The organism is Frischella japonica (assembly GCF_014489845.1).
Taxonomy (GTDB): Bacteria; Pseudomonadota; Gammaproteobacteria; order Enterobacterales; family Orbaceae; genus Frischella; species Frischella japonica.
Map to the genome: position 1 here is coordinate 424532 of NZ_JABURY010000006.1, position 21494 is coordinate 446025.

Annotated in this window: 26 protein-coding genes and 1 riboswitch; of the genes, 16 read left to right on the plus strand and 10 right to left on the minus strand. The window is 33.7% G+C overall.

Features of this window, described 5'->3' with window-relative positions; translation table 11 throughout:
- Window position 1 precedes the first annotated feature (1 nt).
- The 5 genes from FcAc13_RS03300 (at window position 2) to FcAc13_RS03320 (ending at window position 3544) form a co-directional block, all read left to right on the plus strand.
- Window positions 2-295, plus strand: coding sequence for an integration host factor subunit alpha (locus FcAc13_RS03300; protein ID WP_187754760.1), 294 nt, complete (start codon window positions 2-4; stop codon window positions 293-295).
- A gap of 54 nt (window positions 296-349) precedes the next feature.
- Window positions 350-394: riboswitch (PreQ1 riboswitch) on the plus strand.
- Window positions 395-396: 2 nt separating this feature from the next.
- Window positions 397-870, plus strand: coding sequence for a preQ(1) synthase (gene queF / locus FcAc13_RS03305; protein ID WP_187754761.1), 474 nt, complete (start codon window positions 397-399; stop codon window positions 868-870).
- 37 nt (window positions 871-907) lie between these two features.
- On the plus strand, window positions 908-1567 hold the full coding sequence (gene queC, locus FcAc13_RS03310; protein ID WP_187754762.1) for a 7-cyano-7-deazaguanine synthase QueC: 660 nt from the start codon (window positions 908-910) through the stop codon (window positions 1565-1567).
- 21 nt (window positions 1568-1588) lie between these two features.
- Entirely contained in the window at window positions 1589-2749 is a 1161-nt protein-coding gene (locus FcAc13_RS03315) for an acyltransferase family protein (RefSeq protein WP_187754763.1), read from the plus strand.
- A gap of 117 nt (window positions 2750-2866) precedes the next feature.
- On the plus strand, window positions 2867-3544 hold the full coding sequence (locus tag FcAc13_RS03320) for a 7-cyano-7-deazaguanine/7-aminomethyl-7-deazaguanine transporter (protein WP_187754764.1): 678 nt from the start codon (window positions 2867-2869) through the stop codon (window positions 3542-3544).
- Between the two features lie 102 nt (window positions 3545-3646).
- On the opposite strand, the gene fis is transcribed toward FcAc13_RS03320, so the two are convergent.
- A complete protein-coding gene (fis, locus tag FcAc13_RS03325; protein ID WP_187754765.1) occupies window positions 3647-3943 on the minus strand; it encodes a DNA-binding transcriptional regulator Fis in 297 nt (98 codons plus the stop codon).
- Between the two features lie 15 nt (window positions 3944-3958).
- Window positions 3959-4945: a tRNA dihydrouridine synthase DusB gene (gene dusB / locus FcAc13_RS03330; RefSeq protein WP_223064511.1), complete on the minus strand. Its 987-nt coding sequence runs from the start codon at window positions 4943-4945 to the stop codon at window positions 3959-3961.
- Window positions 4946-5270: 325 nt separating this feature from the next.
- Between dusB and cmk the strand changes: the two genes are divergently transcribed.
- From cmk to FcAc13_RS03375, 9 genes are all read left to right on the plus strand, one after another.
- Complete coding sequence (cmk, locus tag FcAc13_RS03335; protein WP_187754766.1) at window positions 5271-5960, plus strand: (d)CMP kinase; 690 nt, start codon at window positions 5271-5273, stop codon at window positions 5958-5960.
- Between the two features lie 93 nt (window positions 5961-6053).
- A complete protein-coding gene (gene rpsA / locus FcAc13_RS03340) occupies window positions 6054-7736 on the plus strand; it encodes a 30S ribosomal protein S1 (RefSeq protein ID WP_187754767.1) in 1683 nt (560 codons plus the stop codon).
- Window positions 7737-7867: 131 nt separating this feature from the next.
- Window positions 7868-8152, plus strand: coding sequence for an integration host factor subunit beta (locus FcAc13_RS03345; RefSeq protein WP_187754768.1), 285 nt, complete (start codon window positions 7868-7870; stop codon window positions 8150-8152).
- Window positions 8153-8473: 321 nt separating this feature from the next.
- Window positions 8474-10768 (plus strand): DNA internalization-related competence protein ComEC/Rec2, encoded by a 2295-nt coding sequence (locus FcAc13_RS03350; RefSeq protein WP_187754769.1) that lies wholly within the window; start codon window positions 8474-8476, stop codon window positions 10766-10768.
- Between the two features lie 57 nt (window positions 10769-10825).
- Window positions 10826-12568, plus strand: a complete 1743-nt coding sequence (gene msbA / locus FcAc13_RS03355; protein WP_187754848.1) for a lipid A ABC transporter ATP-binding protein/permease MsbA — start codon at window positions 10826-10828, stop codon at window positions 12566-12568.
- Between the two features lie 21 nt (window positions 12569-12589).
- Window positions 12590-13576 (plus strand): tetraacyldisaccharide 4'-kinase, encoded by a 987-nt coding sequence (gene lpxK / locus FcAc13_RS03360; RefSeq protein WP_187754770.1) that lies wholly within the window; start codon window positions 12590-12592, stop codon window positions 13574-13576.
- Between the two features lie 24 nt (window positions 13577-13600).
- Window positions 13601-13798 carry a Trm112 family protein gene (locus tag FcAc13_RS03365; protein WP_187754771.1) on the plus strand — a complete coding sequence of 66 codons (198 nt, stop codon included), beginning with the start codon at window positions 13601-13603 and terminating at the stop codon, window positions 13796-13798.
- Complete coding sequence (kdsB, locus tag FcAc13_RS03370) at window positions 13795-14559, plus strand: 3-deoxy-manno-octulosonate cytidylyltransferase (protein WP_187754772.1); 765 nt, start codon at window positions 13795-13797, stop codon at window positions 14557-14559. The genes FcAc13_RS03365 and kdsB overlap by 4 nt, the downstream gene beginning before the upstream one ends.
- Window positions 14556-15248 carry a DUF2461 domain-containing protein gene (locus FcAc13_RS03375; RefSeq protein ID WP_187754773.1) on the plus strand — a complete coding sequence of 231 codons (693 nt, stop codon included), beginning with the start codon at window positions 14556-14558 and terminating at the stop codon, window positions 15246-15248. The genes kdsB and FcAc13_RS03375 overlap by 4 nt, the downstream gene beginning before the upstream one ends.
- A gap of 36 nt (window positions 15249-15284) precedes the next feature.
- On the opposite strand, the gene FcAc13_RS03380 is transcribed toward FcAc13_RS03375, so the two are convergent.
- From FcAc13_RS03380 to FcAc13_RS03415, 8 genes are all read right to left on the minus strand, one after another.
- Window positions 15285-15947, minus strand: a complete 663-nt coding sequence (locus FcAc13_RS03380) for a MarC family NAAT transporter (protein WP_187754774.1) — start codon at window positions 15945-15947, stop codon at window positions 15285-15287.
- Between the two features lie 757 nt (window positions 15948-16704).
- Window positions 16705-16926 (minus strand): IS3 family transposase, encoded by a 222-nt coding sequence (locus FcAc13_RS12490; protein ID WP_187754775.1) that lies wholly within the window; start codon window positions 16924-16926, stop codon window positions 16705-16707.
- Window positions 16923-17369 carry a DDE-type integrase/transposase/recombinase gene (locus tag FcAc13_RS03390; RefSeq protein ID WP_187754849.1) on the minus strand — a complete coding sequence of 149 codons (447 nt, stop codon included), beginning with the start codon at window positions 17367-17369 and terminating at the stop codon, window positions 16923-16925. The genes FcAc13_RS12490 and FcAc13_RS03390 overlap by 4 nt, the downstream gene beginning before the upstream one ends.
- Window positions 17354-17524 carry a hypothetical protein gene (locus FcAc13_RS03395; protein ID WP_187754776.1) on the minus strand — a complete coding sequence of 57 codons (171 nt, stop codon included), beginning with the start codon at window positions 17522-17524 and terminating at the stop codon, window positions 17354-17356. Before FcAc13_RS03395 ends, FcAc13_RS03390 begins: the two co-directional genes overlap by 16 nt.
- 41 nt (window positions 17525-17565) lie before the next feature.
- The gene (locus FcAc13_RS03400) at window positions 17566-17847 is read right to left on the minus strand and encodes a transposase (protein ID WP_187754777.1); all 282 of its coding nucleotides are present in this window, start codon (window positions 17845-17847) and stop codon (window positions 17566-17568) included.
- Between the two features lie 226 nt (window positions 17848-18073).
- The gene (locus FcAc13_RS03405; RefSeq protein WP_187754778.1) at window positions 18074-18688 is read right to left on the minus strand and encodes a thiamine diphosphokinase; all 615 of its coding nucleotides are present in this window, start codon (window positions 18686-18688) and stop codon (window positions 18074-18076) included.
- Window positions 18689-18729: 41 nt separating this feature from the next.
- Window positions 18730-19176 carry a ribosomal protein S18-alanine N-acetyltransferase gene (gene rimI, locus FcAc13_RS03410; protein ID WP_187754779.1) on the minus strand — a complete coding sequence of 149 codons (447 nt, stop codon included), beginning with the start codon at window positions 19174-19176 and terminating at the stop codon, window positions 18730-18732.
- Window positions 19151-19567: a DNA polymerase III subunit psi gene (locus FcAc13_RS03415; protein WP_187754780.1), complete on the minus strand. Its 417-nt coding sequence runs from the start codon at window positions 19565-19567 to the stop codon at window positions 19151-19153. Before FcAc13_RS03415 ends, rimI begins: the two co-directional genes overlap by 26 nt.
- 80 nt (window positions 19568-19647) lie before the next feature.
- On the opposite strand from FcAc13_RS03415, the gene rsmC reads away from it, so the two are divergent.
- Window positions 19648-20679 (plus strand): 16S rRNA (guanine(1207)-N(2))-methyltransferase RsmC, encoded by a 1032-nt coding sequence (gene rsmC, locus FcAc13_RS03420; protein ID WP_187754781.1) that lies wholly within the window; start codon window positions 19648-19650, stop codon window positions 20677-20679.
- Window positions 20680-21191: 512 nt separating this feature from the next.
- Entirely contained in the window at window positions 21192-21314 is a 123-nt protein-coding gene (locus FcAc13_RS12270) for a hypothetical protein (RefSeq protein WP_255562860.1), read from the plus strand.
- Window positions 21315-21494: the final 180 nt, after the last annotated feature.

Consider the following 21494-nt stretch of genomic DNA (forward strand, 5'->3'; position numbering starts at 1 on the left):
TATGACATTGACTAAAGCCGATATTGCAGAACGTCTAACAGACAAATTTAATCTTGATCGCCAAGAATCCAAAATTTTGGTGGAATTATTTTTTGAGGAAATCCGAGTCGCCTTAGAAAAAGGCGATACCGTGAAGTTATCCGGATTCGGAAATTTTTCTATTCGCGATAAAAAATCTCGTCCTGGACGTAATCCAAAAACTGGTGAAAATGTTGCCATTACTGCTCGTCGTGTAGTAACATTTCGTCCTGGGATTAAATTTCGAGAACGTGTTGAAAAAAATTTAGGGGCCTAATTCAGGCTAATTAAAAGTTTTATCGAAGCACTAACAAATGTTAGTGCTTTATTTTTTACTGTGGTTCGCAATCCTCCCACAAAAAAAAACTAAGGAAAATTATGAGTAACGTTACACTACTTGGCGATCAATCTGTTCGCTATCCAACTGACTATTGTCCAAATATTTTAGAAACCTTTGATAATAAACACCCCGGTAATGATTATTTTGTTAAATTTAATTGCCCGGAATTTACCAGCCTTTGTCCTATCACAGGTCAACCTGATTTTGCGACGATTTATATTTCGTATGTGCCGAATATTAAAATGGTCGAAAGTAAATCGCTCAAACTCTATTTATTTAGTTTTCGTAATCATGGTGATTATCATGAAGATTGCATTAATATCATTATGAAAGATCTGATTAAATTAATGGATCCTAAATATATTGAGGTTTGGGGGAAATTTACACCACGTGGTGGTATCTCTATCGACCCTTATGCTAATTACGGTAAACCTGGTACAAACTGGGAACAAATTGCGCTTAATCGTTTAGCTAATCATGATCTTTATCCTGAAAAAGTCGATAATCGTTAATTTTTTTCGTACACAAATTATATCGGAACCGTTAAAAATGCAAAATCGTAAAGCACTAGTGATATTTTCTGGTGGGCAAGATTCTACTACCTGTTTACTGCAAGCCATTGCTGATTATGGGCGTGAAAACGTTGAAACAATCAGCTTTCAATATGGTCAACGACATGCCATTGAGCTTGAAAAAGCCAAATGGATTGCTGACGATCTTGGTGTAAAGCAAATCGTCATTGACACTTCAGTGATTAAACAAACGACTAATAATGCCTTGATTGATGACTCGCAAGAGATTAAATCAGCTCAAGAAGGGAATTATCCGAATACCTTTGTTGACGGGCGTAATATGCTATTTTTATTGTTAGCCGGGTGTTATGCCAAACAGCACAGTATTAAAGATATCATTATTGGCGTATGTGAAACCGATTTCAGTGGTTATCCGGATTGTCGAGATATCTTTATTAAATCCATGAATGTTTCGATGAATTTAGCCTTGGATTACACGTTTAACATCATCACCCCATTAATGTATCTGACTAAAGCGCAAACATGGGAAATGGCTGATAAACTTGGTTATCTTGATTATATTCGGCAACACACTCACACTTGTTATTATGGGGTAGAGGGGGGATGTGGTAAATGTCCTAGTTGCGACTTACGTGAAAAAGGGTTAAATCAGTATCTAACCCATAGCTTTAAATAGTATTATTTAAAGGAGAAATGCATGTCTGACAATCATCAACGATTAGTCTCATTGGATGTATTGCGAGGAATGACCATTGCAGGAATGATTTTAGTGAATAATCCCGGGTCGCCAAATGCTATTTATCCTTTACTTAGGCATGCTAAATGGAACGGGCTGACTTTTGCCGATCTCATCTTTCCTTTATTTATGTTTATTATGGGCGTGTCGACTTATATTTCCTTAAATAAATTAGATTTTAAGCTTAATAAAATTCTGTTAATTAAAATCTTGAAAAGAACACTGATTATTTTTGCTATTGGATTATTGATTGCTTGGTTTTCGGGTTTTCTTGCTTTGTATAAGTATTTTAATTGGCTGCCGTTTCATGAGCGGATGGTTGAATCTTTGTCTTGTATAGATCAAATCCGAATTATGGGCATTTTACAACGTTTAGCGATCTGTTATTTGTTTTCTTCTCTTATTATTTTATGTTTTGATAGAAAATATTTGCCTGTTCTGATCGTTCAAATATTACTGTTTTATTTTTTCATCTTATATTTGGGCGACGGGTTTGAGCAAAAAAATAACAACATTATTGCTAAAGTCGATAGAATGATTTTGGGTGAAGAGCGTATGTATCTGGATAATGGTATGTATTTTGAACCGGAAGGGATATTAAGTACTTTTCCGGCCATTGCTCAAGTCCTTATCGGTTTTTGTATCGCCAAACAAATATTTGCGGCTAATGTCAATGTCGACAAAATAAAAATCTTGATCAAATACGGGATAATTTTTTCAATAATAGGGTTTATTTTGAGTTTTATTTGCCCAATTAATAAAAAAATCTGGTCACCGTCATTTGTATTGGTGACTTGTGCTATAGGTTGTGTCTTATTTGCCTTATTAATTTGGTTGATTGATATCAAAAAATACAAAAACGCCGTTCATTGTTTTATCCCCTTTGGCATGAATTCTTTATTCATTTTTGTTATCGCCGGTATTATTTCGATTATAACGCGTAGAATGACGCTGGTTTATCATTCTGATTCACTCAGTTTGCGACAATTTCTGTATTCAAAGGTTTTAGGGCAATATTTTGGAAACTACCCCAGTTCTTTTATCTATGCCTTATTCATTGTCGTAATTTGTTGGTTGATTGCTTTTATTTTATATAAAAAGCATTTTTTTATAACAATTTAAAAATATTAGATATCGATGTAATTAAATTCGGGTTATCCGACATTTTTAACCTTAATTACATCATTTTTACATTAAAGATTATGGGTTCTCTCACCCCATTTAAAAAAGGAAACGAATATGTATTTGAATATTCATTCTGAAACACTTCAGAACAAATTTAATTCAGCTCAGCAGCGCAAGGCGCTTTTCTGGCTCTCTTTTTTTCATATTTTAGTTATTGCTTCGAGCAATTATCTGGTACAAATCCCATTTGATATCTTCGGTTTTCATACCACATGGGGAGCATTTACTTTTCCATTTATCTTTTTAACCACCGATTTAACCATTCGGGTATTTGGTGCTAGTCTTGCCAGAAAAATTATCTTTGTTGTTATGATACCGGCATTACTGTTCTCTTATTCCATTTCGGTTGTGTTTTTTGAAGGGCATTGGATGGGATTTTCAGCTTTATCTGATTTTAACAGTTTTGTTTTCCGTATTGCTTTAGCCAGTTTTGCCGCTTATTTAGTCGGGCAATTGATGGATATCACCGTGTTTAATTATTTACGTAAGAATAAAGCATGGTGGGTTGCGCCTTCGGCGTCAGCGGTGTTAGGTAATGGTATAGATACTATTGTCTTTTTTGCCATTGCCTTTTATCAAAGTAGCGACGAATTTATGGCCAATCATTGGATCGAGATTGCTGCAATTGACTATAGTTTTAAAATTCTGATTTGTGGATTATTCTTCTTACCGCTTTATGGCATATTGTTGAACTTGCTATTAAAGCGTTTGGTCACATCAAAGACAAGTTAGATATTGTGATAATATTAATTTAATTTTTAATAATTAGAAAGGCGCTTAATTTGCGCCTTTACTTGAATTAAAATCATATCTCTCATAAGAGACAAGTAATAATTAACTCATGCCATATTGTTTCAATTTTTTACGTAAGGTACCACGGTTAATGCCAAGCATATTTGCAGCTCGAGTTTGATTACCACGAGTATACTGCATCACCATGTCAAGAAATGGTTGTTCTACCTCAGCCAATACAAGTTCATAAAGATCGGTAGGGTCTTGACCATTTAATTGTGATAAGTAGTTCCGTAATGCTTGTTTGACTGAATCTCGTAATGGTTTTTGGGTAATTTGCTCTTGAGAGTTAACAGTTGTGAATTTTAACGCTTCAGCTGTAACACGAATTTCTGACATAGTATTTTTAACTCTTTAATTAAAATTAGTTTTTTGAAAAAATGCTTCTAGTGCATTAATTTGCTGATTGGCATTATCAATGCAACTAAATAAGCGCCTAAAACGATCGCTCCCAACACAATTTTGGGTATACCAAAATACATGCTTTCTTGCAATCTGCAATCCTTTCTTTTCACCATAAAATTGATACAGAGCTTTTAAATGTTGTAATACAATGTTTTTTACTTCATTTATACTCTTTTCTGATTTTGATTTTCCATATTGTAAATAGAACGCTATGTCTTCAAAGATCCAAGGCCTACCTAATGCTCCTCTACCGATCATTATAGCATCAGCTTTGGTATATTGGAAAACTTCTTCCGCCTTTTCGGGGGTTATTATATCTCCATTAGCTATCACGGGAATAGAAATATATTGTTTTACTTGCTTAATCGAATCGTATTCCGCAGAACCTTTAAATAAGCATTCACGTGTCCTACCGTGAATAGTAATCGCCTTTATACCGCATTTTTGAGCAATTTGTGCGATATCTAAACAATTTTTATGCGCTTTGTCCCACCCCGTGCGGATTTTTAACGTAACTGGGACATTCACTGCTTGTACCACGTTAAGCAAAATTTGTTCCACTAATTTTGGATACTGTAACAGGGCAGAGCCAGAAAGATTTTTATTCACTTTCTTGGCGGGACAACCCATATTGATATCAATTAGCTCTGCACCTGAATTCATATTTAAAATAGCTGTTTTTACCATTTCATCAGGATCGGCGCCGATAATTTGTACCGCTTTAATGCCAAGCTCTCGTTCATTAGCAAGTTTTTGTCTTGACTGTTGGGTATGCCAAATTCGCGAATTGGCTAAAAACATTTCTGCGAAAGCTAATCCCGCACCAAATTGATAACATAGTGAACGAAAAGGTAAATCAGAAATGCCAGCCATGGGAGCAGCAATCAACCGATTTTTGATCGTTAAATTACCAATTTCAAATGATTCCAGTATCACAAACAAAATCCTCTATAGGGGCGCGTATATTAGCACTTTTTTTTGTTCTGAAAAGAGGGAAACAGTAAAATAACGTAATATTTTAAAAAAAATTTTTTTATATTCGGTTTTTTCACAGTTTTTACTACAAATTATTGAATAAATAAGTTAATTAAATTAAGGCGTACTTAGCTGATATTGATAAAGTTATATTTTATTTTTTATTGTTTATTACCATATTATGAATATCGACATAGTATAGATCGCTTTATTAATGACTTTAGCGAAAGCGAATTTTTGCCTATAATTAGTGAAATTACACATTATAACACTCAAGGTAATTAATATGAATTCAGAGCATATCCCCGTCATTGCCGTTGATGGCCCTAGCGGCGTCGGTAAAGGCACTTTATGTGTTTTATTAGCTAAGCATCTGAAATGGCATTTACTTGATTCAGGAGCAATATATCGAGTTTTGGCGTTATCAGCAATTAAGCAGCATGTGGCATTGGAAAATGAGTTAGAATTGGCAATACTTGCAAAAAAATTATTACTTAGATTCATTTCAGACGAAACAGGTGTGCAAGTGATGCTAGATGATGAAAATGTATCAGCTCAATTACGTCTGCAGGAGATTGGTGATGCCGCATCTAAAATTGCTTCGCTACCGAAAGTAAGAGAGGCATTATTGCAACGACAACGAGCTTTCAGGACTTCTCCAGGATTAGTTGCGGACGGTCGAGATATGGGTACCGTGGTATTTCCACAGGCTACGGTGAAGATATTTCTCGATGCAAGTCCCCAAGCTAGAGCCGAAAGACGCATGAAACAGTTGCAAAAAAAGAAGATTTGTGCTATATATGACGAGATTTTGCATGAAATTATAACACGGGATGAACGCGATCGTAACCGAGCCATTGCGCCACTTAGATCTGCCACAGATGCATTTTTAATTGATTCAACTGATTTGTCAATTGATGAAGTATTCAAGCAAGCCTTAAATATAATCAATAGCAAAATTAATATTAATGTGTAAGCTTTACCATAGGAAGTGGTGGAGTATTTTAAACAACCCCCATCAGGCAAGAAGCTAGATGGACGTTATTTTAAATTAAAAAAGTATATAAATATGACAGAATCTTTTGCTCAACTCTTCGAAGAGTCTTTAAATCAACTTGATACTCGTTCTGGTAACATGATTCGTGGCGTTGTTGTCGCTATCGATAAAGATGTAGTATTAGTTGATGCTGGTTTAAAATCTGAATCAGCTATTCCAGTAGAAGAGTTTAAAAATGCCCAAGGCGAATTAGAAGTTAAAGTTGGTGATGAAGTTGATGTTGTTTTGGACTCCATTGAAGATGGCTTTGGTGAAACCATTTTATCTCGTGAAAAAGCTAAACGCCATGAAGCTTGGGTAACATTAGAAAAAGCTGTAGAAGATGCAGCGACAGTATTAGGTGTTATTAATGGTAAAGTTAAAGGTGGCTTTACAGTTGAACTTAACGGTGTTCGTGCTTTCTTACCAGGTTCATTAGTTGATGTTCGTCCATTACGTGATACTTCTCATATTGAAGGTAAAGAGATTGAACTTAAAGTTATTAAATTAGATCAAAAACGTAATAACGTAGTTGTTTCTCGTCGTGCCGTAATCGAATCTGAAAGCAGTGCAGAACGTGAACAACTTCTTGAAACCTTACAAGAAGGTTCAGAAGTTAAAGGTGTTATTAAAAATCTTACTGATTATGGTGCCTTCGTTGACCTCGGTGGAGTTGATGGTTTACTTCATATTACTGATATGGCTTGGAAACGTGTTAAACACCCAAGTGAAGTGGTTGAAGTTGGACAAGAAATTTTAGTTAAAGTATTGAAATTTGACCGTGACCGTTCTCGCGTTTCTCTTGGCTTAAAACAACTTGGCGAAGATCCATGGGTATCAATTGCTAAACGTTACCCAGAAGGAACTAAAGTAACTGGTAAAGTAACTAACTTAACTGATTACGGTTGTTTTGTTGAAATTGAAACGGGTGTTGAAGGTTTAGTACACGTTTCTGAAATGGATTGGACTAATAAAAATATTCATCCATCTAAAGTCGTAAGTCTTGGTGACGTGGTTGAAGTTGTGGTTCTCGAGATTGATGAGGAACGTCGTCGCATCTCTTTAGGCTTAAAACAATGCAAACCAAACCCATGGTTACAATTTGCTGATTCACATAATAAAGGTGACAGAGTTAGTGGTAAGATCAAATCAATCACTGATTTTGGTATCTTCATTGGTTTAGATGGCGGTATTGATGGTTTAGTTCATCTTTCAGATATTTCTTGGAATGTTCCAGGTGAAGAAGCAGTTAAAGCTTATAAGAAAGGTGATGATATTGAAGCTGTTGTTCTTCAAGTTGATGCTGAACGTGAACGTATTTCGTTAGGTATCAAACAACTAGAAGAAGATCCATTTAACAGTTTTGCAACTAATTTCAAAAAGGGCATGATTGTTAAAGGTAAAGTGACATCAGTTGATGCCAAAGGTGCAACAGTTGAAATTGCTGAAGGTGTTGAAGGTTATTTAAAAGCACAAGACATTGCTCGTGAACGCATTGAAGATGCAACCACTGCAATAAAAGTAGGCGATGAGGTTGAAGCTAAAATTATTAATTTAGATCGCAAAACGCGTGTAATAACTTTATCAGTCCGTGCTAAAGATGAAGCTGATGAGAAAGAAGCATTGGCCGCTGTAAATAATGCCCCTGCACAAGATGATGCATCATTTACTAATGCCATGGCTGAAGCATTCAAAGCAGCTTCAAAATCAGAGTAATTTTTCAAATTATTTAGGGTTCAAATTAAAGAGGGCATGCCCTCTTTTAATTTTAATAAACATTACGAATAAAATTTATAACAAAAAAATAATTAGCTAAAGTTACAACAAAAATAAAAAGGGTACTACTCATGAACAGATCAGATCTAACTGAAAAAATCGCCAATTGGCGAACGCATCTCCCAGTGCAATTAGTTGATGAAGCCATTAGAGATATTATTGAGCAAATTACTACAGCTATGGAATCGAACGATCGTGTTGAAATCCGTGGATTTGGTAGTTTCGCATTAAATTATCGGGCACCTCGAAAAGCAAGAAATCCAAGAACAGGTGGACAAGTTGAAGTTAGACAGAAGTATATTCCACACTTCAAACCTGGCAAAGAATTAAGAGAAAGAGTTAATAATGGTATATAATTTAGTTTTTCTACTCTTTTAACTATTTAAAGAATAATCAATAGCGTTTGTTCCAAAAGAATAAACGCTTCTACCTTTAATGATCAGTTGTTGTGCAAAATTGATTAAATGATAATTAATTGTAATATTTACTATAATTTTTATTAATCAATTTTGGTGTTTTTTTTATTCGTCAATTTTTAGAATAAAATTTAATTGGAAAAGTTAAATAAAAACACAAATTATTGCGATTTAAATTGCATTTTTATGTTATTTAACCATTCTTCTAGAATAATTATGTAATTCTTTATATTCGTTATACTACGCGATATAAGGGATCATTTGATTAATAAAATTCCATATGACCTAATTTGTTTATCTTATTCTTTAGGTTGTTTACCGCTTCTGTTTATATCTTCTTTACCATCTGAATACAATTGGTATTGTTGGCTAATTCTGGCGATTCTTCTTTGCGGCATTTATTTTTTTTATCAAGTATTTAAACTTCTACCCATCATATTTATCTTACTAGGATTCTTATGGTCAACCAATTATGCCAAGGAATATCTGATTTATGTTCAGCAATATATTGATGAAACGCTAGTAATTCGTGCTAAAGCGATTAGTTTGAATATGAGTGATAATCATGAAGTTGCACAGAAAAATGTCCATTTTTCAATTACTCATATAAATCACCAGTCAGTCAATTCTCCTCTGCCGATCGTTTTATTTTGGCAATCTACAACTTCACCTTATGCTGGTCAAATATGGGATATGAAAATTAAAACAAAAGTTGTTCATAGCTATCTTAACGAAGGAGGATTCGACAGTCAGCGATATGCAATGGCAAATCACCTATTATTAACCGGTACAGTAGAACAGGCAAAAATTGTTGAAGAACAAATTGGTTTAAGACAAATGGCAGTGAACGCCTTATTACCTTATGTAAATTTATTTGAATACAGCGATATTATGTTAGCCTTGGCTTTTGGTGATAGGTCAAGATTAACTCCAGAGCACAAAAAAATAATGTTTGAAACAGGAATAGCCCATCTAATGGCAATATCCGGTATGCATATTTTATTAGTAGCTTTAATGGGGAATCGCCTCACCCGTGGATTACAATTTTTACTTCCTAATCAAATGATTAAATATTGGCACCCATTATTAATCGGTTGGGTAATGGCATTATTTTATGCCTGGCTAACCGGTTTGAATGTACCAGCTTTACGGGCGATTTTGGCACTGACTTTATGGTCAGCTTTTCGTTACTTTAATTACTATTTAACGTCTTGGCAATTGATTAATCGCATTATTGCCATCTTACTAATATATGATCCATTAATGATTCTTGCTGAAAGCTTTTGGTTATCATGTTATGCAGTCTTTTGTTTGATATATATAGCAAATTGGTTTCCCTATCATGTTGTTGATAATAAATGGCAATATTTTAGACAATTGTTGCGTTTACAATGGTTATTAACTTTACTATTTTTACCACTACAACTAATTATTTTTAATGGAATAAGCGGTGTAAGTTTGGTGGCAAACTTGCTAGCAATACCACTTATCACAATAATCATCTTTCCTGCAATTTTGATGTTATTAGTTTTCAGTATAATTGGTAATGTTTATATTACAGTTTGGTTTGGTTTTATTGCGGATCAAACACTTTATTATTTATTTGCTTTTCTCAAACCTATTGCTACATTTTGGATTAATGTAGAACAAGCCTATTTTCTGTTGAGTTTAAGCGGATGGTTAATGCTGATTATTTTGCGGATCAGTTTTTGGCGTAATTATTTTATATCCTGTCTTTTAATTTTGATAATTTTGCTTACTCCCTTATTAAAATCTAACCGAGTTCTATGGCGCGTAGATATGCTAGATGTAGGTCATGGATTGGCTGTTGTAATTAGGCAAAATAAATCGGCTATTCTTTACGATACAGGTGCAAAATGGCAAAATAGTTCTGCTGCAGAAAGAATTATTATTCCCTTTCTAAAATGGCATGGACTTAAACTTGAGGGAATTATCATCAGTCATGAGCATAATGATCATATTGGTGGACTTAATGTAATTCAACAACATTATCCCGAAGCATGGCTAATCACATCAAAAAAGCACTTAACTAATACTTATCCATGTATAGCCGGCAAAGAAATGTCTTGGAAGAATCTAAAAATGACATTTTTATGGCCATTAAAAATGCATGATCAAGCTTTTAATGCCGAATCTTGTGTGGTCAGAATAACAAGTAATAATTTTTCATTATTATTAACCGGCGATTTAGAACGACAACAGGAAGAACAGTTAGTATTAAAATATCGTAAATTATTATTTTCAACAATTTTACAAATCCCTCATCATGGGAGCAATACTTCTTCCTCATTTGCTTTCTTATCACATGTTAATCCAAAACTTTCGATAGGATCTGTTTCACGATATAATCCTTGGAAATTACCGTCTAATAAGGCTTTACATCGTTACGAAGATCTTAAATTAAAGTTTCTTTTAACTAGTAAAACGGGGCAAATATCACTGCTGTTTTATCAAGACAATTGGCTGATTCAATCCTATCGTAATCAAATAAAACCACGTTGGTATCATGATTGGTTTGGTGCTTTTGCTAAATAAAGGTAAAATAGACCAATTCTAAACGTATTATGGATTTTTTTAGTGAATAAAAATACAATAGATAAAGATTTGTCTACCTGGAAAACCTTTAAGCAATTATGGCCAAATGTTTCTAAATATTGGGGCTATTTGCTGATTATCATAATTAGCTTGGTGATCAATGGTTCTTCTGACACTTATATCATTTCTTTAATTCAACCTTTATTGGATAAAGGGTTTGTTAAAAATGACCATGAATTTCTATTCAATTTAGCATTTATTGTATTAGGATTATTTTTTATTAGAGGACTTTCCAGCTATATTTCTGGTTATATTCTCGCTTGGATTTCCGGTAAAATTGTTATGGAGATGCGTCAGAAGTTATTTGCGCATTTTGCTTATTCACCGGTAAGCTTTTTTGATCAGAACTCAACTGGGCGATTATTATCACGAATTATTTACGATTCAGAACAGGTGGCATCTTCCTCTGCTGATTGCTTAATTAGTGTTGTACGAGAATCAATTTATTTAACTGGATTAGTTTGTGTCATGTTTTATAACAGCTGGCAATTATCATTGATTCTGTTAGTAATTGGACCGATTGTCGGCGTTTTGATTGTTGTAATTTCTAAACGATTTAGAAAACTAAGTAAAGTTATTCAAAATAGTATGGGAATGGTGACCGCTTCAGCCGAACAGATGTTAAAAGGTCATAAAGAGGTATTAATTTTCAATGCGCAAGAAACCGAGATTAATAATTTCAAAAAGGCTAGTAATCGTATACGTCAGTTGGGTATGAAAATGGTATCCATTTCTGAACTATCAACACCGATCATTCAAATTATCGCTTCTTTTGCGTTAGCAACAATTTTAATTTTGGCAAGTTATAAAGATGTTTTAGGTTTAACAGCAGGGGAATTTACGGTTGTATTTACTGCAATGATTGCATTAATGAAACCATTAAGAGAATTAACTAAAGTTAATGCAAAATTTCAACGTGGAATGGCTGCATGTCAAACAATTTTTAATGTTTTAGCACAACCTGTTGAAAACGATGATGGAAAAATAGTTTTAGCTAAAGCGATTGGTGAGATTGAGTTTAGAAACGTGACTTTTACCTATCCAACACGTGACAAACCAGCCCTTAAAAATATTAGCTTTAAAGTTGAAGCCGGTAAATCTGTTGCATTAGTTGGGCGGTCAGGTTCCGGGAAGACAACGATAGCAAGTTTATTAACCCGATTTTATGATATCGATGAAGGGGAAATTTTTATCGATGGTCGTAATATTAAAGATTACACGCTTGAATCATTACGAAATCAAATTGGATTAGTATCGCAAAATGTGCACCTTTTTCATGATAGTGTGAAAAATAACATTACTTATGCTCGACAAGGTCAGTATACTGATGCACAAATTTATAGTGCAGCTGAACATGCCTATGCAATGGATTTTGTTAAAAATTTAGAACAAGGTATGGATACAATTATTGGTGAAAATGGTGTATTACTGTCTGGTGGGCAGCGTCAACGAGTTGCGATTGCTCGTGCATTATTACGTGATAATCCAATTCTCATTTTGGATGAAGCAACTTCTGCATTGGATTCTGAGTCAGAAAGAGCTATTCAATCTGCATTAAATGAATTACAAAAGAATCGTACTTCATTAGTTATTGCTCACCGTCTATCAACAATTGAAAATTCAGATGAAATTTTAGTTTTGAGTAATGGTCAGATTGTTGAACGAGGTAATCATCAAGAATTGATAGTAAAAAACGGCGCTTATGCTCAATTACATCAAATTCAATTTAGTGACCAATAAGATTAATAAGGAATAGGGTATATGATAGCCAGAATTTGGTCAGGTAAAAACAAATTGTATTGGCTACTTATCCCTTTTTCACTGTTATATGGTTTGGTAGTTGTGATACGTAAAACATGTTATCGCATTGGCATCTTTAAATCTTGGCGAGCACCAATCCCTGTCATTGTTGTAGGGAATTTATCGGTTGGTGGAAATGGTAAAACACCCCTAGTGATTTATCTTGTTGAACAACTACGTATCAGAGGCTATAAGGTTGGTGTAGTGTCAAGAGGATATGGTGGTTCTAGTGAACATTATCCTTTGATAGTAAATGAAACCACATCTGCACATATTGCAGGTGATGAGCCGGTTTTAGTTTATCAACGTACTAAAGTTCCCTTTGCTGTATCACCAAAGCGAAGTGAAGCAATAAAGTTATTGTTAACACAGCATAAATTAGATTTGATCATTACTGATGATGGTCTACAACACTATGCTTTACAACGTGACATTGAGATTGTCGTTGTAGATGGTAAGAATGGTTTTGGTAATGGTTGGTATTTACCAGCAGGTCCAATGCGAGAATTACCAAGCCGCTTGAAGTGTGTCGATTTTGTGGTGGTAAATGGTCAAAGTCATCATGTATATCAACATGCTTACCTAATGACTTTGTCGCCGCATAAAGCAATAAACATGCTAACAGGTGAACAAAAGCCGGTGACAGAATTACAGTCTGTTTGTGCAATAGCCGGCATAGGTGATCCGAATCGTTTTTTCAACATGCTTAAGGTGCTTAATGTTGATGTAATAAATAATGTTTCGTTTACCGATCATCAGAAGTATTCTTTGCAGCAGTTATCAAATTTAGTCGATTCATCAGGCATTTTGTTAATGACTGAAAAAGATGCTGTTAAATGCGTTTCATTTGCGCAAAATAATTGGTGGTATTTACCGATTGATGCAATACTACCTACACCATTTATTGAAAATTTGACTCACAAAATCAACCAGTTAAAAAATATTTAATCTATCATTTATCGGGTATGGATTATGAAAGAAAAGTTATTAAGCGTTTTAGCGTGTCCGAAATGTTATACTTCATTAGATTATAATGAAAAAGAACAGATTTTAATTTGTTCACATGATCAGTTAGTTTATTTGATTTCGGATGGTATTCCGGTTTTACTTGAAGATAAAGCGAGTATAATTAAAAGTTCTATCATGGAAAGCAATGAGGTAACACGATGAATTATACTGTGGTCATCCCTGCTCGTTATGCTTCGACACGTTTACCTGCAAAACCATTAGCCGATATCGCTGGAAAACCGATGATTATTCGTGTTATGGAACAAGCATTAAAATCTGGCGCTCATCGCGTGATTGTTGCTACTGATAATCAATTGGTGTTTGATGTGGTAACCGCTTATGGTGGAGAAGTAATCTTGACCAGTGATAAGCATAATTCAGGAACCGAACGCTTGGCTGAAGTAATCAATCATTGTCAATTTGCTGATGATGAAATCATTGTCAATGTGCAGGGTGACGAACCACTTATTCCACCGATTATTATTGATCAAGTAGCAGATAATTTAATGAAATATCAGACAGGCATGGCGACATTGGCAGTGCCAATTCAATCAGTGGAAGAAGCATTTAATCCTGGTGCAGTTAAAGTTGTTACTGATAAAGATGGCTATGCCCTTTATTTTTCGCGCGCCACTATTCCATGGGAACGCGATCGATTCGCTCAATCTCAAGAATCGATTGGTAATTTTTATTTACGTCATATTGGTATTTATGCTTACCGCGCTGGATTCATTCGTCGCTATGTTAATTGGCAATCAACTAAGCTTGAACAGATTGAAATGTTAGAACAGTTAAGAGTTCTTTGGTATGGTGAAAAAATTCACGTGGCCATAGCTAAAGAAACACCAGCAATTGGCGTCGATACTCAGCAAGACCTTGATGCTGTAAGAACCATTTTTATTGAATTAGAGGGAAATAAATGAGTCAATTTAAAGGGTTTTCACAAGCTGGTTTAGATTTTTTACAAAATGTCTGTATTTATAACAGCCGTGAATGGTTTACCAAGAATCGTGCTATTTATGATAATGAGTTAGTTAAACCATTCCGTTTATTAGTTGAACAATTAGCGCCTGAAATGTTAAAAATCGATCAATGGTTTGAAACTAAGCCAGCAATCGGTAAAACGTTATCTCGTATCAATCGCGATACGAGATTTTCTAAAGATAAATCTTTGTATCGTGATCGCCTTTGGTTGACATTCAAACGACCAAGTAAAGATTGGAAAGAATCACCATGTTTTTTCTTTGAAATGGATCCATATGGTTATCGATATGGTTTAGGTTACTATTGTGTGCCTAAACAAACTATGGATATCCTCCGTGAGGAAATTAATCAAGATCATGAGAAATTCTTGCAAATGGCAAAATGTGTCAAAAAACCATTTAAGTTGGTGGGCGAAAGTTATAAACGACCTTTAGTCAAAGATTTACCGCCCAAGATTGCTAATTGGTACAACCGTAAAGATTTAGCTGCATTAGCAAGTAGTGATCACATTGAAGATATGTTCAGTGAAAAGTTGGTTGACACACTTAGCAAAGGTTTTAAGCAATTAACACCGCTATATGATTATTTATTAAAAGTCGAAATAATCAAGCATATCCCGACATTGTAATCATCAATCAGGAATAATCCTGATTGATCACTTAGGTCAACTTTGAGTATAAGAATGTATTAACTCTAAGATACCATTTATAATAAATTGTGTACCCATGCAAACTAACAAGAATCCCATGATTCTTGAAGTTGCTTCAATTCCACTTTTACCAATTAGGCGCATAATACTCCCCGCGCTGCGCATACAGAACCAAAGAATAATACACAGTAAAAGGGGGACTAAAATGGAAGCAGTATAAATAACCCATGTTGAAACATCATAGCCATCATTTTGCACCGTAGATGCCATGCTAATGATCATTGCGATGGTTCCAGGACCCGCAGTGCTTGGCATTGCTAAAGGTACAAAAGCAATATTATTAGAGGGTTCTTTCTTTTTTGCATCAGCTTCTGGTGTTTTATGGACAGGTTGTTGCGGAAATAGCATTCGAAAACCGATAAATGCAACAATTAGTCCTCCAGCTATACGCAAACCAGGTATTGAAATACCAAAAGTATTCATTACGATTTGACCACAATAAAATGATACCACCATAATGATAAAAACATAAATACAAGTCATGTTTGATTGGTGATTACGCTCATCATTGGTCATATCACCAGATAAACCGAGCAATAGTGCAACTGTTGTGAGTGGATTTGTCAATGGAATAAACATTAACAGACCAAAACCGACAACTTGTATTAATTCAAGCATAAATTATAATTCTCATATTTTTATTATGCGATATGAAAAATAAATTCTCATAAAATCTGGATGACTTAGTTTACCTTATAAAATGATTAATAAACAATTTTTAATTGCATTTTATTTTCAAATTTAGCTCATCGTTATATACCTAATATATGCTATTAGTGTTGCTCTGAGCATATACAAATCATAATTAATAATTCAATGTATAATTTTTTAGAAAAGTTAGTGTAATGCAATTTATAATTGAGATTAAGAAGAAAACGTATGATTGTACCTTATTAAATAGCTTTAGTTACGTTTAACCAATAAATGAGGCTATATTGTATACATTTTATCATAATAAAGAAATCATGATTGAACATCTATATAGTTTGATTTTTTTATAATTTAAGTGATTCTTATACCAAAGATATCTTATATTTCCTAACTTTAAAATATATTTTGTTTTATTACCAGCCAAAAATTTAAATGCCAAAGCAAAAAATCAAACAATAGAGTATACTCAGCTAGAATAGAATGACTTGAGCAAACCAAAAGATTATTAAGTTTTAGAAACAAATAGCACCATATTTGATGGCTTAATTACAGGGCATTAGCTATTTTGGTTAGACAATTTAATTCAGGCAGTTTATCTGTTTGATTCATGTTTTCACAGGTTTAGAAGCAAGCACATTAGATCTAAAGGAGATGATTATCTGCCTCAGCATACAAAATATATGGCGAGTGAAACTGTGACGGTCAACAAAAATTGGAGACATTCTTAGACAGTTTTTAATAAATTATATTCAAATTCTGCAGGTGAAATAAATCCCAGTTTATAATGTCTTCTTTTTTGATTATAAATAGGTTCGATGTAATCAATAATATCCGCTATGGCTTGCTCTCTACTTACATAATCTCGATAGTTGATCCTTTCTGATTTCAATGATCTCAAAAATCGTTCAGTCACCGCATTGTCTAAGCAATTTCCTGCTCGGCTCATGCTAAGGTAATTTGATAAAATGCTAATATCTGTTGGAACTGTTCACTGCGATATTGAATACCCTGATCACAATGAAATAAAGTTGGGCTTTCTCCTTTTCGCCGCTGTATTGCCATATTTAATGCTTTAACCGTAAAGTTAATATTCGGCTTGTCAGAAAAGGCCCATACAATTATACGCCGAGAGCATAAATCCATGATAACAGCCAGATAGAGCCGGCCTTGTCTGGTGCGAATATAGGTAATATCACCTGACCAATAACGGTTAATCGTCGCTGGATTAAATTGTCGATTTAAATGATTGGATGCTAATATCGACGATTTACCTCCACGAGGATAGACTTGTTGTCTCGGTCTTTTTGCAACGAGACCTAATTTTTTCATTAAGCGTCTGACCTTATCTAAACCAAGCTTAACCCCTTTTTTAATCAGTTCAACGAGCATTCTTCTTTTTCCATATATGCCACCATTTCGTTATGAATTGATTTCATGGCTATTTCAAGCCGAGTATTAATTAATTTAAATGTACGATGCTTAATTCGATAATAAAAGATAATGGGGTGATAATGATAAACACCGACAGATTCGAGCAGCTTCATTTCCTGCCGTCTTCAACATCAACGCTATTGGTTGCCGTTTGTCATTTCCATTGCGAAGAAGGCTGAAGCTTTTTTAATAACTGATTATCACTTTGCAGCTGTTTAACTTGTTTCTCTAAAGCTTGTATTCGTTTTTGCTCAGGAGTCATCGCACTACTTTTAGGTGTAATACCTTGTCGCGCTTTTCTATATTGCGTTACCCAACGCTGGATTGATAAAATACTAACATTCATTCTTTTTGCGGCATCTTTATGTGCATAACCATAATTGAGAACTAATTCTGCACACTCTTGTTCCAATTCACTACTTAATTGTCTTGTCATGAGATAATCTCCTTAGTTGATGGTTTATCATACCGCTAAGAATGTCTACAAGAAAAGTATACCGTTACATTACTCGAATAACTAAGAACTTATTTTAATATGAATCTGCGATAACGACTGATTCTCTGATAGCAATATGTTTGTTTAAATTTAAATCTCGGTTTAATAGTGTTTAAGCTTAATATATTGGTTTTTAGCTGTTAGAATAATAAAAATAATAAGTCATTTATAACGCAATAAACACTAATAAATCGCCTTGTTCAAAATTAATTGTTACTTGATCCTGACAGGCTTTATTACGGATACTGATTAATCCACCAAATTCTAAGTCGGCATTGGTTAATGGATATTCGAATCCTGTAATATTCAATTTATTAACAGGACTTAAGGGAATTAATGAAATGGTTTTATCTTTTACATCATTAATTATCATGGGAGATGTGGCAAAAAAGAATCGACAAAAATTGTCATAAAAAGTGAAATTAAAAAGATGATGATATTGTAACGCTACAGAAAGATTACCTAAAAAGTGATCACTAGCATGTCCATTTGCACCAAAAATATCAAATTGTGTGATGCCCTTACTTGATAAAAACAGTATGGCTTTTTCAAAATCCGTTTTATTTTGATCAGGGGTATAAATAATTTGTATATTTTTATTAATAGTTTGATTAAGTAAGCTATCCAAATCACCTATAATAAATTGTGGCACAATAGCGCTTTCAAGCAAATAATTATGATAAGCACCATCAGTGCAGGCAACAATATCATACTTATCTAACTGTGTAGGTAACGGTTTTGGTGGTTCCCCATTAACAAAAAGTAGTGCTTTTTTTACCATTTTATACTCATATAAGGTTAGATATTGGTTCAATTACCCTTCTAAAATGAAATGTTATAAGCCATAATAATCGCATCTTCATGACCATTTTTCGTCGGATAATAATTTTTTCGGTTACTGATTTCATTAAAGCCAATTTGTTGATAGAGTGCAATTGCAGCAGCATTCGATTCCCTAACTTCTAGCCATAACACTTTAATTTTTTTTGCTTCAAGTTCTGTGATTAAATTGTTTAATATAGATCTCGCTAATCCTTGTTGACGATAATTAGGATCAATCGCTATATTAAATAATGAAGCCTCATCTAATACAGTCTGACAGATAAGAAAACCGACTAAATGATCATCAATCTCAATTTTTTTATTTAAGTAACGTTCTCCTTGATTAGAATAGAAAGTGATTTCGCTCCATGGGTATTCATGACACCGTTTTTCAAGTTGATAAGCCGCTTGAAGATCAGCGTTAATGAGTTTGGAAATTTTTTTCATATTGACAAAGTGTTCGCCAGAGTTGGCGCTTTTGTTGTGGTGATGATGCTAGTTCCCTTAAAGAATAGGTCTTAATAATCGCGGTGTTACGGATATCTTGCTCGGACCAATTTTCGGGTAGAGGTGTATCAATAAACCAAATTACCGATTTGATTTCTTTAGCAGGCATTAATAATTGTGTTGGCATTAAAACCAAACAGTCATCACTTATTACATGAATTGCATTCAATATATCTTGAAAGATCTTTTCAGTAGGATGATTCTGACTAACTACAATTAATCGAATATTATCAGTGATCTCAACTTTTGCTTCTCCTTTGATTGCCTGAGTGTTTCGCAAAATGTATTGAGGTATCTCTAGTTTATTTAAATACCAGTCTCGCTTATTCATAGGGTTTTATTAGTGATAAATGAAAGTTAATTGTATAATCTATCCAATATTTTATAAAGTTATTTATTCGAGGTTAATTAATGTCGGTTTATACGCCTGCCAGTCAAGTTTTACAACGTCATGAAGCAATTTTTATTGATAAATCTATTCTCGTGTCGGGTGATATTCATGATGATTATGTATTGCAAATCGCATCACAACAAACAACGATTCATTGCACGCTATATCATGTTTATTTAATGCTTTGTGCACGTAAAAGCCATAGCCAAATTGAATTCGGTGTGTTTCCTTCTGATTCATGTTATCAGAATGTGGATACGTTAATTTATTACTGGCCAAAGAATAAAGTTGAAGCACAATTTCAACTCTCTTTTCTTTTAAATCACTTACCAAAAAAAGTTGATGTTTTTGTGGTTGGTGAAAATCGAAGCGGTGTGAAAAGTGTTGAAACATTATTAAATGATTTTGGATCAATTCAAAAGATAGATAGTGCCCGACGTTGTGGTTTATATCATTTTCATGGTGAAAATCGTTTGGCTTTTAATGCTGATGAATGGTGGTATCAATATCATTTACAAATGAATGATATGAATTTGATAATAAATAGCTTACCAGGCGTATTTAGTCAAAAAACACTTGATATGGGTAGTCAATTATTGCTTAATGCACTTACTGAACACCCTGAAATTATTAAAGGACGCGTATTAGACCTTGGTTGTGGTTGTGGTGTGTTATCGATTTTTATCAAAAAATTGAATCCACAAATACAATTAGTTTGTTCCGATGTTAATGCAATGGCATTATCCGCAACCAAACAGACATTGGCGAATAACCAGGCCACGGCTGATTTAATTGCAAGTGATGTATTTTCTGATATTTCGGGACAATTTGATTTAATCATATCAAATCCACCATTTCATGATGGCAAAGAGACTGACTATAATGCTGTAGATGCACTAATTCATCAAAGTAAACAGTATCTTACTCAAAATGGCAAATTATGTTTAGTAGCTAACAGTTTTTTACCTTATCATCGTTTATTAGCTGACTGTTTTAACAAGGTTACAGTCATTGCACAAACAAGTAAATTTAAAGTATATTTAGTGCAATAGTCAATGAAGTAATATTACTTATGCCGGTAAAAAGTGTAATGTAAGTTTTACCTCAATCCAAAAAATTTTATATAAGGATGACGCATATCTATCATTATTTAACCATTTGTTAATCAATTGTACCATGATTATAATTTAATTTATTATTAGGATTATTTAGATAAATTTGTTGATAATTTATTTTTTCAACAAATTGGCGAAATTTTCAGTATTTTCCTATTTTTAAACAAAAAATTATTGACAAATAGATAATGAACGCGGTATAAAGTGCGCACCTTATCTATTTTCAGTGTGTGTTATTTTTATATTTTAATTAATAAGTTAAATAATAGTATCGCGTAATAAGGTATGTTGAGTTTAGTTTATAGGAGCTATATGGATACTCAATCGGGTAACCCCAGATTTATTTTGGGGAGCAGTTTTTATCATTCATTTTCGGTTAATTGACCTGTTTAAATAGTCATTTTTTCAGTTCACAGCCGAGATGAGTAAAATCGGTCAAGGTGAACGATATGCAAATTCGTACCAATCAAAGCTATCACACTTATTTTCGTCAACGCAATGTTAAATGTCATTTGGCATTAGATCTATTATCATTTTCTGAAAGGCTTTTAGAACCCCCAAGTTGTATCTAAATTCATATCAATTTATTGATTCGTAATCCAACTAATCACCCCTTTATGGGTATGTTGGTGAAAACTATTGGTTATTATCAATAATTAATCTTTAACTAAAACATTAGGCAGATTATGTCGGTGATTTAAACCGCTGGCGGATTTCGTTCGGACTAATTAATTTAATTCCTTTAATTAGCA